Origin of the sequence: Tahibacter amnicola, assembly GCF_025398735.1 — a bacterium.
GTDB lineage: Bacteria > Pseudomonadota > Gammaproteobacteria > Xanthomonadales > Rhodanobacteraceae > Tahibacter > Tahibacter amnicola.
On sequence record NZ_CP104694.1, the window covers coordinates 6,325,159 to 6,338,842 of the forward strand.

Annotated in this window: 16 protein-coding genes; 8 read left to right on the forward strand and 8 right to left on the reverse strand. The window is 66.6% G+C overall.

Going from position 1 to position 13,684, the window contains the following annotated elements:
- Positions 1 to 23: 23 nt before the first annotated feature.
- The 4 genes from N4264_RS25060 to N4264_RS25075 are packed head-to-tail and all read left to right on the forward strand — an operon-like array spanning position 24 to position 2,885.
- Complete coding sequence (locus N4264_RS25060) at positions 24 to 608, forward strand: hypothetical protein (protein ID WP_261694930.1); 585 nt, start codon at positions 24 to 26, stop codon at positions 606 to 608.
- Positions 605 to 1,150: a glycosyltransferase family protein gene (locus N4264_RS25955; RefSeq protein ID WP_261694931.1), complete on the forward strand. Its 546-nt coding sequence runs from the start codon at positions 605 to 607 to the stop codon at positions 1,148 to 1,150. The genes N4264_RS25060 and N4264_RS25955 overlap by 4 nt, the downstream gene beginning before the upstream one ends.
- Positions 1,075 to 1,686: a glycosyltransferase gene (locus N4264_RS25070; protein WP_484600528.1), complete on the forward strand. Its 612-nt coding sequence runs from the start codon at positions 1,075 to 1,077 to the stop codon at positions 1,684 to 1,686. Before N4264_RS25955 ends, N4264_RS25070 begins: the two co-directional genes overlap by 76 nt.
- Positions 1,683 to 2,885 (forward strand): glycosyltransferase family 4 protein, encoded by a 1,203-nt coding sequence (locus N4264_RS25075; protein ID WP_261694933.1) that lies wholly within the window; start codon positions 1,683 to 1,685, stop codon positions 2,883 to 2,885. Before N4264_RS25070 ends, N4264_RS25075 begins: the two co-directional genes overlap by 4 nt.
- A gap of 47 nt (positions 2,886 to 2,932) precedes the next feature.
- Here N4264_RS25075 and lpdA read toward each other — a convergent pair whose 3' ends face one another.
- The 3 genes from lpdA to N4264_RS25090 all read right to left on the reverse strand — a co-directional run bounded on the left by lpdA (position 2,933) and on the right by N4264_RS25090 (position 6,913).
- Positions 2,933 to 4,714, reverse strand: coding sequence for a dihydrolipoyl dehydrogenase (gene lpdA, locus N4264_RS25080; protein WP_261694934.1), 1,782 nt, complete (start codon positions 4,712 to 4,714; stop codon positions 2,933 to 2,935).
- Positions 4,701 to 5,312: a hypothetical protein gene (locus N4264_RS25085; protein WP_261694935.1), complete on the reverse strand. Its 612-nt coding sequence runs from the start codon at positions 5,310 to 5,312 to the stop codon at positions 4,701 to 4,703. The genes lpdA and N4264_RS25085 overlap by 14 nt, the downstream gene beginning before the upstream one ends.
- A 161-nt stretch (positions 5,313 to 5,473) precedes the next feature.
- Entirely contained in the window at positions 5,474 to 6,913 is a 1,440-nt protein-coding gene (locus tag N4264_RS25090) for a dihydrolipoyllysine-residue acetyltransferase (RefSeq protein WP_261694936.1), read from the reverse strand.
- Between the two features lie 141 nt (positions 6,914 to 7,054).
- Here N4264_RS25090 and N4264_RS25095 point away from each other — a divergent pair, with 141 nt between their 5' ends.
- Positions 7,055 to 8,146, forward strand: a complete 1,092-nt coding sequence (locus tag N4264_RS25095) for a bifunctional chorismate mutase/prephenate dehydrogenase (RefSeq protein WP_261694937.1) — start codon at positions 7,055 to 7,057, stop codon at positions 8,144 to 8,146.
- Positions 8,147 to 8,213: 67 nt separating this feature from the next.
- Here the strand turns inward: N4264_RS25095 and N4264_RS25100 are convergent, their stop codons facing one another.
- Positions 8,214 to 8,387 carry a DUF1328 domain-containing protein gene (locus tag N4264_RS25100; RefSeq protein ID WP_261694938.1) on the reverse strand — a complete coding sequence of 58 codons (174 nt, stop codon included), beginning with the start codon at positions 8,385 to 8,387 and terminating at the stop codon, positions 8,214 to 8,216.
- Positions 8,388 to 8,614: 227 nt separating this feature from the next.
- Positions 8,615 to 9,367 carry a DUF2884 family protein gene (locus N4264_RS25105; RefSeq protein ID WP_261694939.1) on the reverse strand — a complete coding sequence of 251 codons (753 nt, stop codon included), beginning with the start codon at positions 9,365 to 9,367 and terminating at the stop codon, positions 8,615 to 8,617.
- Between the two features lie 198 nt (positions 9,368 to 9,565).
- On the opposite strand from N4264_RS25105, the gene N4264_RS25110 reads away from it, so the two are divergent.
- From N4264_RS25110 to N4264_RS25120, 3 genes are all read left to right on the forward strand, one after another.
- The gene (locus tag N4264_RS25110) at positions 9,566 to 10,195 is read left to right on the forward strand and encodes a glutathione S-transferase family protein (protein ID WP_261694940.1); all 630 of its coding nucleotides are present in this window, start codon (positions 9,566 to 9,568) and stop codon (positions 10,193 to 10,195) included.
- Between the two features lie 216 nt (positions 10,196 to 10,411).
- Positions 10,412 to 10,750 (forward strand): hypothetical protein, encoded by a 339-nt coding sequence (locus N4264_RS25115; RefSeq protein WP_261694941.1) that lies wholly within the window; start codon positions 10,412 to 10,414, stop codon positions 10,748 to 10,750.
- A gap of 24 nt (positions 10,751 to 10,774) precedes the next feature.
- A complete protein-coding gene (locus N4264_RS25120; protein ID WP_261694942.1) occupies positions 10,775 to 11,248 on the forward strand; it encodes a hypothetical protein in 474 nt (157 codons plus the stop codon).
- A gap of 36 nt (positions 11,249 to 11,284) precedes the next feature.
- Here the strand turns inward: N4264_RS25120 and N4264_RS25125 are convergent, their stop codons facing one another.
- The 3 genes from N4264_RS25125 to N4264_RS25135 form a co-directional block, all read right to left on the reverse strand.
- Positions 11,285 to 11,926: a DUF2987 domain-containing protein gene (locus tag N4264_RS25125; protein WP_261694943.1), complete on the reverse strand. Its 642-nt coding sequence runs from the start codon at positions 11,924 to 11,926 to the stop codon at positions 11,285 to 11,287.
- Positions 11,927 to 11,990: 64 nt separating this feature from the next.
- The gene (locus tag N4264_RS25130) at positions 11,991 to 12,755 is read right to left on the reverse strand and encodes a 2OG-Fe dioxygenase family protein (protein ID WP_261694944.1); all 765 of its coding nucleotides are present in this window, start codon (positions 12,753 to 12,755) and stop codon (positions 11,991 to 11,993) included.
- 123 nt (positions 12,756 to 12,878) lie between these two features.
- Complete coding sequence (locus tag N4264_RS25135; RefSeq protein ID WP_425508299.1) at positions 12,879 to 13,520, reverse strand: HD domain-containing protein; 642 nt, start codon at positions 13,518 to 13,520, stop codon at positions 12,879 to 12,881.
- Positions 13,521 to 13,684 lie beyond the last annotated feature (164 nt).

The window sequence follows — 13,684 nt, forward strand, 5'->3', positions numbered from 1 at the left end:
GCTTTTCCCGCGATCCAAAGGTCATGTCCACTCAGGAATCCTTTCCGCATGCGGCGCTGCGCCAGGAGATCCGGCGCGAGGCCGACGCGCTTCCCGTGTCAGCCACCGCTGCGCCGGCCGCGGCGACGACGCCGGCCGAGCTGCCGCTGGATCATCCCCAGCGCCTGCGTTACGCGTTGCAGGAATTTGTACCTATTCATAATGAGGCATTTGTCGACCTGGCCTATCGCTGCCTGCTCAAGCGCTCGCCGGACCCGGCCGGCATGGTCGAGTGCCTGCAACGCCTGGCCGCCGGCGACAGCAAGATCGCCATCCTGGGCGATATCCGCTGGTCGCTCGAAGGACGCGGGCACGCCGTCGAAGTGACGGGCCTGGCACCGCGCTACCGGTTCTGGCGGCTGACGCGACTGCCGCTGGTCGGTGGCCTGATCGAACGCCTGGCCCTGGTCTGGGGCTTGCCCGAGATCGCCCGCGAGCAGCGTCGCCTGGGCCAGGCGCTCGCGCGCAGCGACAGCGGCGCGGAAACCGCCGAGCTGGCGGCCCAGGTTCGTGAATTGCGCGAGCACGTGCTCGTGCTGCAGGCCGAACTGCGTCGTCGCACATCATGAAGGTCGCCCTGCTGGCCCCGTCGCTGACGGCCTTCGACGCTGTCGGCACCGACGTACTGGAAATGGCGCAGGTGCTGCGCGCGGCGGGGCACGAGGTGCGCCTGTACGCCGACCATGCTGTCGGCATCGCCGAAAGCGTGCATGCGCCGAATGGGTTTGACCGCTGGCTGTCGCCGCGGGACCTGGTGATCTACCACTACTCCATCGGCTGGCCGCGCATCGAGGAAATGCTGGCGCGCTGCCGCGCGCGGCGCGTGCTGCGCTACCACAACATCACGCCGGCGGAATTCTTCTTCGGCTGGTCGCGCGACCACGCCCGCACCTGCGCCGCCGGACGCGCCAGCCTGCCGCGCATGGCGACGATGGGATTCGAACTGGCCCTCGCGTGCTCGGCTTACAACCGCGACGAACTCATCGCCCACGGCCTGCCTGCCGATCGCGGGGCCGTACTGCCCCTTTTCACCGGATCGAAGCGCTGCAGGACCTCTCCGCCGACGGCGATTTCCTCGACCGCTACGGCGACGCCCGCCGGAATATCCTGATGCTGGGCCGCGTTGCCCCGAACAAGGGCCACATCGCCCTGCTCGATGCCTTCGCCTGCTACCGGCGCGAATATGACGCCGACGCGCGACTGCTCATCGTCGGCAAACAGGATCGTCGCCTCGCCGCCTACACGCGGCACCTGTTCAGTCACACGCAAGCGCTGGGCATCAGCTCGCACGTGCACTTCCTGGACAACATCGACGATGCGCGCCTGAAAGCCTGCTGGCTGGTGGCGGACGCCCTGCTGATGATGTCGGAGCACGAGGGATTCTGCGTGCCGCTGGTGGAAGCGATGGCGTTCGGCGTGCCGGTGGTGGCGCGCGCCACCAGCGCCATTCCCGACACGCTGGGCGATGCGGGACTGCTCTGGCAGGAATCGGATCCGCGTCTTTACGCCGCGTCACTGGCGCGCCTGTTCAAGGACAAGGACGTGCACGCCATGCTGCGCCGGCATGGCCGCACCCGTTTCCGCCGCCAGTTCCGTCGTCCGGTACTGGCCGCCCGGTTGCTATCGATGCTGGAGCAGCTGGCATGAAACGCATCGCCATCGTGGTGCAGCGCTGGCACGACGAAGTTGTCGGCGGCTCGGAAGCATTGGCCTGGCATTATGCGGAACTGTTGGCCCCGCACTACGCGGTGGAGGTACTCACCAGCTGCGCGCGCGATTACCGCACCTGGGCCAACGAACTGCCGGCCGGAGAATCGCAGCACGACGGGATCACCCTGCGCCGGTTCCCGACCGCCTGGCCGCGGGGGCCCTGGTTCAACGACCTGCATCGACGCCTGCTCGCGGACTACGCGCGGCGCCAACCCGGCGCCGAAGGCCCCCTCGGCTGGCGGCCACAGCTGGCGGAAGAGTTCATCCGTGCGCAGGGCCCCTGGTGCCCCGGCCTGTACGACTGGCTCGATGCGGAACATGAGCGCTACGCCTGCGTGCTCTTTTGTACCTATCTTTACCCGACCACGCATTTTTCCCTGTCCGTTGTACCCCCGCGCAAGCAGGTGCTGATCCCCACGCTGCACGACGAACCGCCGGCCTACCTGCCCGTCTACGCCGCGGCAGCGCGCGCCTGCGGGCACCGGATCTGGCTGACCGACGCCGAGCGGCGGCTGGGGCGGCGGCTGTGGCAGGTCGACGAGGGTGACGTCGTCGGCATGGCGGTGGACACGCGGATCGCCGACGCCCGCAACCCGCACGCACGCGGCGAGACGTCCTACTTCCTCTACTGCGGACGTATCGACGAGGCCAAGGGCTGCGGTGAATTGATCGACGCGTTCCTGGCGCTGCGCCGGGAACGGCGCGAACCGGTGCAACTGTGGCTGACCGGCTCGGAGGGCATGCCCCTTCCCTCGCATCCGGATATCCGTTTTCTGGGGTTCGTCGATGCCGACAGCAAGTCCGCACTGATGGCCGGCGCGACGGCCTTCGTCATGCCCTCGGCGCTGGAGAGCTTTTCCATCGTTACGCTGGAGGCGATGGCGCAGACAGCGCCCGTCATCGTCAACGCCCGTTGCGATGTTCTTGCCGACCATGTGACCCGCTCGGGTGGCGGCATCACCTATTCATCCCGCAACGGCCTGGTGGACGCGATGCGCCAGGCACTGTCGCTGGACACGGACGCGCGGCAGGCGATGGGATCGAGCGGGCGTCGCTATGTGCTGGAACACTACGACCGCACGGCCGTCGCGCAACGCCTGCAAGCTGTGGTGGCGAGGGCCTGCGCGCAAGCGTGATCCGACGCGGGCGCTACGCACTGCGCAGCACCCGCGCCGGAACAGGACTACTTCTTCTTCGGTACGTAGATATCCGTCGCGGTACCTTCGTAGACTTCCGCCGCCATGCCGACCGATTCACTCAGGGTCGGATGCGGGTGGATGGTCAGGCCGATATCCGCGGCTTCGCAGCCCATCTCGATGGCCAGGGCCACTTCGGCAATCAGGTCGCCGGCATTGGGTGCGGTGATGCCCGCACCCAGCACCCGATGGGTGTGCTCGTCGAAGATCAGCTTGGTGAAGCCTTCGGTGCGTCCGATACCAATGGCGCGCCCCGAGGCGGCATGCGGGAACTTGCCGACGCCGTAGGCGATGCCCTGCTTCTTTGCATCCGCTTCCGTCAGGCCCACCCACGACACTTCCGGATCCGTGTAGGCCACGCTGGGAATGACGCGGGCGACGAATTCGCTCTTCATCCCCGCCGCCACTTCCGCGGCCACGCGCGCTTCGTGCGTGGCCTTGTGTGCCAGCATCGGATTACCGACGAGATCGCCGATCGCGAAGATGTGCGGCACGTTGGTGCGCATCTGGCGGTCGACCGGAATAAAGCCGCGGTCGGTCACCTGCACGCCGGCTTTCTGCGCGTCGACCTTGCCGCCGTTGGGCGAACGGCCGACGGCGACCAGCACGCGATCGTACAGCGTCGGCTCCGGCGCCTTTTCGCCCTCGAAGGTGGCGAGAAGGCCTTCGGGCCTGGCTTCGATACGGGCCACCTTGGTCTTGAGGTGAATGCCGGCATAGCGCTTGGACAACCGCTGCTGCAGCGGACGCACCAGATCCGGGTCAGCGCCCGGCATGAGCTGGTCGAGCAGTTCCACCACCGTCACCCTGGAACCGAGCGCGTCGTACACGCAGGCCATTTCCAGGCCGATGATGCCGCCGCCGACCACCAGGAGGTTCTTGGGAATCTCGGCCAGCTCCAGGGCGTCGGTGGAATCCATCATGCGCGCATCGTCCCAGGGAAAGCCCGGGAGCTTCACCGCCTGCGAACCGGCCGCAATGATGGCGTTGTCAAAGCGCACGAGCTTCTTGCCGTCTTCGCCTTCGACTTCGATCTCGTTGGGCGATACGAAGCGGCCGGTGCCGCGCACGACGGTCACCTTGCGCTGCTTGGCCATGCCGGCGAGACCGCCGGTGAGCTGGCCGACGACCTGTTCCTTGTGGCTGCGCAGCTTGTCCAGATCCACCTGCGGTTCGCCGAAGGTGATGCCGTGACTGGCAAACTGGCGCGCCTCGTCGATGACACGCGCCGCGTGCAACAGCGCCTTGGAAGGAATGCAGCCGACATTGAGACAGACGCCGCCGAGCGTGGCATAGCGCTCGATCAGGACGACGCTCTGTCCCAGATCGGCGGCGCGGAACGCGGCCGTGTAACCGCCGGGGCCCGCACCGAGCACGCACACCTGGCATTCGACGTCGGCTTTTCGGCCACTGGACGGCGCCGCGGTGACCTTCGGCGCCACCGCCGGCGGCGTGCTGCTGGCCGGAGTCGCTGCGGCCGCCTGAGCGGGCGCGGCTGCGGGTGGTGCGGGCGACGGCTTGGACGCCGCGGCGCCCTCGGTTTCCAGCACGACGACGACAGCGCCTTCGCTGACCTCGTCGCCGAGCTTGACGCGGATTTCCTTGACCACGCCTGCGGCAGAAGACGGCACTTCCATCGTGGCCTTGTCCGATTCGAGCGTGACCAGGCCCTGTTCCTTTTTCACCGTATCCCCGGCTTTGACGAGGATTTCGATCACCGGAACGGTCACTCCACCGATGTCCGGCACTTTGACTTCAGTCGTCGCCACCTTTCTGCTCCTTGTCCTTGGGGGTCAGGGCATGGCGGAAGCGCTGCTTGAGGGCATCGCGCCGTGCCTGGAATTCATTGATCGGATTTGCCGCCACCGGCGCGGCGGCCGGAGCCGGCGACGGGGCGACATAAGAGCCCGGTCCGAAAACCGGGCGCGACGGCGTTGGCGGGGGCTCAGGTGCCGCAGGCGCCGGCCCGAAAACGCTGCGAAGCCGGTCTCGCAGCGCCAGCAGTTCATCGTGCTCGCTGCGCTGCTCGGCCTGCGCCTCGGCCAGCTTCTGCCGCTTCTGCGCCAGCAATTCGCGGTAGCGCGCATTGGCGTATTCGATCGACTTGGCGATGTCCGGCAAATGGACTTTCTCCACTTCGTCGGGCAGCGTGTCGAAGCTGATGTAGCCGTCTTCGATCCACAGTCCGCGGCGGCGCGACACGATCCGGGTTTCACGTTCCTCGAAGAACAGGCGCGTCCAGTCGTTGTCGGGCGGTTCGCGATTGAGCCGGAGGAACATGATGCGCAACGTCTCGTGGACGCGCGACCAGGTCGTCTTCTTCAGGTCCAGATCGACAATCCGGATGTCCTCAAACTCGGGGTACACAGATCTGCTCACTTACAGGGGACATCAGGACAAAACCGTTGCGCTGGCGAGGGGATGCGAGACCTGCCAGGGTACGGACCGGCCGCGCCGTCGCGGAGCGCGGAAGGTGGGCGGCGACACCGCCCGACCGAACCGCGTGCAAGCAAGCGGCGCGCCACCGGTTACAGCAGCGTCCGCCGCATATCGGCGAGCACCTGGCCTAGGTAACTGGTGAAACGTGCCGCGGACGCGCCATCGATGACACGGTGGTCATAGCTGAGCGACAGGGGCAGGATCAGGCGCGGCTGGAAGGCCTTGCCGTCCCACACCGGTTTGGTCTGCGACTTGGATACACCCAGGATGGCCACTTCCGGCGCGTTGACGATCGGCGTGAACGCCGTTCCGCCAATACCGCCCAGGGACGAGATCGAGAAACAGCCGCCGGACATGTCGGCCGGGCCCAGCTTGCCGTCGCGGGCCTTGCCGGCGAGCTCGGCCGTTTCGCGCGCGATCTCCAGCACGCCCTTGCGGTCGGCATCGCGCAGCACCGGCACGACCAGCCCGTTGGGCGTGTCGGCGGCGAAGCCGATGTGGAAATATTTCTTGAGGATCAGGTTCTCGCCGCTGGCATCGAGTGAGGCGTTGAACTCCGGGTACTTCTTGAGCGCGGACACGCAGGCCTTGATCAGGAAGGCCAGCATGGTGAGTTTCATGCCGCTCTTTTCGTTTTCCTTGTTCACCGCCACGCGCAGGGCTTCAAGGTCGGTGATGTCCGCATCGTCGTGCTGCGTGACGTGGGGGATCATCGCCCAGTTGCGCGCCAGGTTCGCGCCGGAAATCTTCTTGATGCGCGAAAGCGGCTTCTGCTCGATGTCGCCAAATTTGGAGAAATCCACCTGGGGCCAGGGCAGCAGGTTGAGGCCGCCGCCACCGGAAACCACCGCCGGCGCCGGGCCGCCTCCGGCCAACGCCTTCTTGACGAAGTTCTGCACGTCTTCGCGCGTGATACGGCCCTTGCGGCCGCCGCCGGAAACGCGCTTGAGATCCACCCCGAGCTCGCGCGCGAACAGCCGCACAGCCGGGCTGGCGTGCGGGACTTTCTCGGGCATCACCGCATCCGCGTCGAACGCCACCGGCGGCGTGCGTGGGCCGGCGATCTCGGCATCGATACCGGGCTTGCTCGCCTCGCCAACCGCCACCGCCGGAGCGGCAACCGGTGCTGCCACCTTGGCCGGCGCGGGTGCCGCTGCAGGTGCCGCTGCAGGTGCCGCTGCAGGTGCCGCTGCAGGTGCCGCTGCAGGTGCCGCTGCAGGTGCCGCTGCAGGTGCCGCTGCAGGGGCCGGAGCAGCCGGCGCCGACGGCTTCGCGGCCGCCGGCGCGTCTGCGCCCGCCGCTTCCATCAGCGCGACCACCACACCCTCGGACACCTCGTCGCCCAGCTTGACCTTGATCTCCCGGACCACGCCAGCGAAGGGCGCCGGGACTTCCATCGTCGCCTTGTCCGACTCCAGCGTCAGCAGCCCCTGGTCTTTCTTTACCGTCTCACCGGGCTGCACGAGGATCTCGATCACCGGCACATTGCTGTAGTTGCCGATGTCCGGAACCTTTACTTCTTGAGCCATACGCCCTCCAGGCGGTCGATATTCAGGCAAGGGGACTATTGTGGCGGCGAAGCCACGCGCGCACCAGTCGCGGCCTTATTCCCTAATCGTCGAAGGCCAGCCCCGCTATGCTCGGCCGAACCGCTTCATGGACTACGGCAGATGGACATACCGCAATTACGTGCCCAGCTTGATCAGATCGATCGGGACCTGGTGTACCTGGCCGCCGAACGGCAGCGTATTGTTGCCGAGATCGGCCGCAGCAAGCGCGGTACCGGCCGGCCGCTGCGCGACTTCAAGCGCGAGAAGGAAGTGCTGGACAACGTCCGTGGCCACGCCCGCGAGGCAGGCATCGATCCGGAGCTGGCGGCCGGGCTGATGGAACTACTGATCGGCGCGTCGCTGACCCGGCAGGAGCAGGACACCGTGCGTGCGCTTTCCCAGGGCAATGGCCGGCGCGCGCTGGTGATCGGCGGCAATGGCCGCATGGGCGGCTGGTTCGCGCGATTCCTGGACGCACAGGGCTTCGCGGTGGAAATCGGCGATCCGACCGGTGCTCCCGAGGGTTTCGCCCGGCGTGAACGGTGGGATGCAGGCCCACTCGACCACGACCTGATCGTCGTGGCAACACCGCTGCGCCCCGCCGCGCGCATCCTGGCGGGACTGGCATCGCATCGACCGCCCGGCATCGTGTTCGACCTCGGTTCGATCAAGACGCCCCTGCGCGAATCGCTGCAGGCCCTGCAGGCCGCGGGTGTCCGCACCACGTCGATCCATCCGATGTTCGGCCCTTCGGCGAATGTCCTGGCGGGGCGGCACGTGATCCTGATCGACACTGGCAATCGCGACGCCCTGGAAGCGGCCCGCGCCCTGTTCGCCTCGACCACGGCGGTGACGGTCGAGATGGACCTGGACGAACACGACCAGATGATTGCGCTGGTACTGGGTCTGTCGCACGCGCTCAATATCGCCTTCACGGCGGCGCTCGCCGGCAGCGGCGTGGCGCCCGAGCGCCTGCGCGCGGTTTCGTCCACCACGTTCGGCGCACAGTTGGCGATCGCCGAGGGTGTGGCGCGGGAAAATCCACACCTGTACTTCGAGATCCAGTCGCTCAATGCGCACAACGGGCCGGCCCTGACAGCGCTGGACGAGGCCGTGCATACGCTGCTGGCCGCCGTGCGCAGCGGCGATGAGCAGCAGTTCGTCGACCTGATGAGCCGCGGCCGCGATTACCTGCACGCCCTGCCCGAGTGATGCCGCTCAGCAGGCCTCGCGCAGCGATTGGGAAGGAAGGGGGCAATCCCCTTTCCTTCCCGATGCGCTAGAGCGCGAGATTGATGCCCAGGACCAGCCCCAGGAGCGCGAGCAGCAACAGCACCAGGAAAATGCCGAAGATGATCTTGGCAATTCCTGCGGATGCACCGGCCACGCCGGTGAAACCCAACGCACCGGCTACCAGCGAGATCACCGCAAAGATCAGAGCAAGCTTGAGCATGAGCAACCTCCGTTGTCATCCACGGCCGGACGGCGGGATACGCGGGAGGGTTCGCCGCACACCACCGTCCCGGGTGGTTGATGCGGTATTCGCAATGGGCGTGCCAGCCGGTGCAATCGCCGCCGTTGCCCGCATCCGGGGTTATTTCGGGAGGCTTGGGCAGCGATTGCGTATGCAGCTTGCACGGCAGTGACGGGCGCAGCCGGCAAGCTGCGGGGCGGTCGACCTCAGTCGCGCTCGAAACCGATCAGGTCAATTCGCGCGCCGCCGTCGAGCCGGACATCCAGATCCGACTCGATGCGATCGAGCTGGGCAATCATCGGGCAGAGCGTCGCCACGCGTGCGGCCAGCTGCTGGGTCTGCGTGCTGATGCGTTTTTCAATGTCGTGCTGCAGCTTCTCGGCGGCCGATTCCAGTCGCGCGGCGGCTTCGGCGTCGCCACTCAAGGCAATCGATACTGCACGGCCCGCCACTTCCGCGGCGATGACCGGCAGCAGTTCCTTGACTGTGGATTCGACGAGGTTTTCGAAATCCGTCTGGCGCCACGGCTTGTCCTCAAAGGCGTCATCGATGCCGTCGCGGATGCGTGCGCGGATTTCGTTCATCCGCGAGCGGACGCTGGATTGACCGGCTTCGCCTGCGAGGCTGGCGACCACTTCACTGACGGCCGTGAACGCGATGTCCACGGCATCGCGCGCGATCGCCTTGCCCTGGGGCACGAGTGCGCGCAGCGTGGCTTCGTATTCGGCCAGACGGGCGCGGTCCGCGGCGTTGAGCTTCAGCTCGCGGCCATCCACCAGTAACTGGCCTTTGCGCATTTCGATGCGGGCAGGAATGGCCTTCGCCTGTTCGAAAATCAGGCCCGCACGGTCCAAGGAGACATCGTAGCGGCTGTCGATTCCGCACGAGCTGATTCCCGCCGCCCCCACCGGAGCGCTGAGGGCGAAACTGGCGGCCACTACGAACGACAGGGATTTCATTGCGGGCTCCGGAGATTTTGGGGTGCGGCTTGGATGCACAGCATGCCCAAAGGGTTGAAAGCGATCCCGTGCCGAAGGTGGTTCCAGGACCCGGCGCATGAGAGCGGCTCCGCCCCGAATCGGCGCGGCGGCCCCAGCTGCCGTCATCCGCGGCGGCTATGCTTGGCACTTTCCGGCCAGTCCCTTGGAGATTCACGGATGTACACGCTCTATTACTCGCCCGGCGCCGCCAGCATGCTGCCGCACCTGCTCCTGATCGAAGCCCAGGCGCCCTACGAACTGCGCCCGGTCGACCTTGCAGCCGGCGGCCAGCGCGATCCGGAATACCTCAAGTTGAATCCCAACGGCGTCGTGCCGACGCTGCTGGTCAATGAAGCCCCGTACTACGAAGCCGCCGCGCTGGCACAGCTGATCGCCGAGAATCATCCGGAAGCCGCCCTCGCGCCGCCCCTGGGCACCGCGCGTCGCGCAACCTACCTGCAATGGATGACCCACCTGGCCAATACGCTGCAGCCGGCCTACCGCCTGTGGTTCTACCCGGGCGACGCTGGCGCGGTCGATCCGGACGCGGTCAAGGCAGCAGCGCGGCAGAAGATCGAAACAATCTGGGAACGCATTGACGCGCTCCTGTCCGACGGGCGCGCGTACTTTGTCGGCGACGGGCCGACAGCGCTGGACTTCTATGCCCTGATGCTGATGCGCTGGTCGCGCAATATGCCCAGGCCGGCGACCGAGTGGCCGCACCTGAAAGCCTTCGCCGAACGCATGAAGGCACGCCCGTCGTGGAAGACCCTCTACGAGCGCGAAGGCCTCACCGAATGGGCCTGACACGGAACAGCTGACTACGCGGATCAGGGAACGATCGGGCATTCCACCGCCGTGCGGGACCCGGAGACAGGGTACTTTGCATGCCCTGCCACACTAGAATTTCCAGTTGGATCAATCCGTTGCAGCCGGCGGTCGGCCGGCACGACCTTTTCTTCGCTGATGTATCCCTCCCTGCGCCGGCATCGGCGCAGGGGTTGTGCCAAGCGAGGAATGGCCATGACCTTGTGTTCCCACAGCCTTGAACTGCAATTGAGTCATGCGCGCGTAACGGTGCAGCTGCACCTGAACGGCTCCACCATCGTCCGCCGGGATGACGCGTTGCTGGGCCAGATTCCGCGTAGAGATCTGGACGCGATCTGCGAATCCACCGCCTCACTGGCGCGCCAGGCGGCAACCCTTGCCGATCGCATTGAACAGCTGCTGGGCGGTCGGCTCGCCGGACGCGAGCGCGTCATCCTGGTGACCGCCGCGCGCTACTGGTTGCGCTGCGTGCGGGAAGACGCGGCGCGGACGATGTCTCCCATGGACCTGCAGGATGCGGGCGCCTGGGCCTGACCATTGCACGACTGGAGTGGCGGAATGAGCACGTTCGATGACGCGCGGAAACTGATCCACCTGTTACGCGAAGGGCGCGACTACTTTGCCTTCGCCCACGACGAAGTGGTCGACCGGGAGGTCGCCGAAGTGTTCGCCCGCGCCCTGCGCGCTCGCCGCGAACTCCTGGAAGACCTGGTCACTACGCGCCTGCTGTTCCAGACGTCGCCCGCGCATGCCACGCCGTCATTGAACGCGGACACCGGCTATGAGGGCCTGCGCCACCAGTTCGATCCGCACCACCCGCGCATGCAGGCCGAGGCGCTTTACGAGCGCGAACGGCAATTGATCGGCTTGATCGAAGACTTGTTTGAAGCCGACAGCTCACCCAAGCTGCAATTCGCGCTGAAACGCCACTATGCGCAGTTTGTCGAGCTGGCACGGACACTGGACGCCTGGCGCGGCCCGGTCGGAACGCTGCCGACAGGCAGTGTCACCGACAGCCTCGGGCTCGCCTGACCCTCTGCAACATAGTGCGTAGCGGCGGCCGCGCCGCTACAGATCCAGCTTGACCGACTCGGGCACCACGCTCAGCTCAACGCGCGGATTCTCCTTGCGCCAGGCGCGCTTGTCGGGAATGCGCAGTTCGTCTTTCTCGTCGCTGGCGATGCGCAGCGCGCCATCGGCCAGGTGCACGGTGGCCACCGCTTCGGCGCCCTTGGGAAAGCGCAGCACCATCCCCTTGAACGACGGCGCCCTCATGCGCCAGAGGAAGTCCTGGCGGGACAGTCCTTCTTTGTAGTCGTCAGCGACGGCGACGAACTGCGCGTAGTGGTAGCTCTTTGCCGGTTCGATACGCGCGGAGAAGGTCACGGTCAGTTTCAGCAGGTCCGACGACGGGGTGGATTCCACCGGCGGGTCCTCCTCGAACAGACGCTGATCCAGCGGGAACGTGAAACGGCCGTCCGCGCCGACGGTGATGGGGATATCGCCGCTGCGGCTTTTGATGACCATCCGGATCCACTCGGGGGCTACGCCCGCTTCCTTCCCCGACAGGCGCGCATCAGCCTGCACGTGGCGCAGGTCCTTGATGCGTTGCAGGGGTTCAAGGGATTCGTAGAAGGAACGGTAGGGCTGCGTATCAGCCAGAACCGCTGTGGAAGAAAACAGGGAAAGCGCCAGCAGAGCGAATTTCACGGGTGTCTCCGGGGTGGGCCCGCCAGAAAGTAGCGAGCGCTTCCTGAAGCCCGTTTGACTATCGTCAACGACGCGCGACGCGTGGTGCCTGCGCCTTGAACGTGACCACCAGCACGTCGCGATAGGCCGGGCGCGCAGGGTCGATCGGCTCGACCGGCGTGACGCCGTGGCACACGCGTGCATCGTCGACCAGCGCGGCATCGAAGGGCTGGCGCAGGGTGAATTGGCCGAGCGAGGTGCCGTCGGGCAGGTGGATGGTCGTCGTACCGCTGGCGATGTTGTGCCGCCCGATCATCAGCACGAGCACATAATCCACTCCGTCACGATGCACGCCTTCGGGCGTGGGCAGGCCCGGCTCGCCCGCGCGGGCTTCGATACGGAACTGGTGCACCTCGATACGCCATCCGGAAACCGACGGTGCCAGCGCGCCGAAGAGATCGCGGCAGAAGGTGAGAATCACGCGCAGGCTGGCACCTTCGCCGGCCGCCGCCGACACCGGTTCGAACCAGCGCGCAATACCGCCGTTCAGGGCGTTGTATTCCAGGCTCTGGTAATGCGGCTGGTGCTCCAGGCGACGGATGTCCCCATCGCGCGCGGTGACGAAGACAGCATGGCGCCGGCGCCGGTAGCGCCCGCGGTCGGCCATGTGGTTGTCCATCGCCAGCGTATTCCAGCTGTCGGCGAACGCGCCCCAATCCGACAGCGCGCCCTGCGCCTGCAGCAGGGGTCGCATCTGCACGGCATCGAGGAAGCAGAAGCCGGCGCGATCCAGTGCGGCGTGCAACGCGTCGACGCCGGAACCGGCAGTGGCAGCAAGAGGGAAGGTCATGCGAGCAAAATAGCAGAGCGTCCGGCGTCTTCATCTACGTCAATCCGAATCCTTATATCGCGATTTCGGACAAGCGAACCGATGGCCCCGCAAGCCAATCTCCGATTGGCTCCACGGGACAGGTCAACGTCCCGCGCTGGCCTTGAGCGGATTGCGCGCCGACAGCAGCTGGCGCAGGTTTTCGCGCGCGGTGGCGTCGAGCCGATCGTGGAAGTAGTCGGACAGGTAGATCCGCGGCGCATCGAGCAGGCCGCGCAGGAAGCGCCGGCGCAGGTGCCGGAACATCCACTGCGGCAGGCGGCCGCGGTATTCCTGCGCGATGGCTGCGTCGTAGGCGGCAAAGCGTGCCGCCGGTGCCGCCAGGATGGCCATGTCGCAGTCCAGGAACAGGGCACTGTCCCGGTCGACGTCGGCCGGCCGGAGATGGCCATGCCGCGCCGTCAGGTGGATCAGTTCGGCCAGGTAGACCGTGTCAATGCCGGCGTCCGGCAGGTGCGTGTTGACGGCGCGCACGGCCAGGTCCGCGCTGCGTGCTTCGTTGTCGCGCCGGCCGGGCTCATAGATCGCATCGTGATATAGCACCGCGAGGTAAACCTCGCGCGGATGCTCCCAGCCCGGGCCTGCCGCCACCTCGGCAAAGTGCTCGAGCACTTCTTCGACGTGATCGGCGGAGTGGTAGAAGCGCTGCGGAACGGTATAGGCGGCGGCCAGCTCCGCTTCCATCAGGGCGGGAAGGTCCAGCGGGGCGTCAGACGAGGTCGTCATGCTATGCCTGTAAGGAGATGCGGGATCGGCGATGCACCCTGCCGTGACAGTATCGCTCCCTGGCAACGGCGCGGAAACCGCTCGCGCGGTGATCCACGGCTTACGCAAAGCCCCGTGGCGGTACAAGCCAACTCGTGGCCCATGCCACCGTCGCCGGGGATACG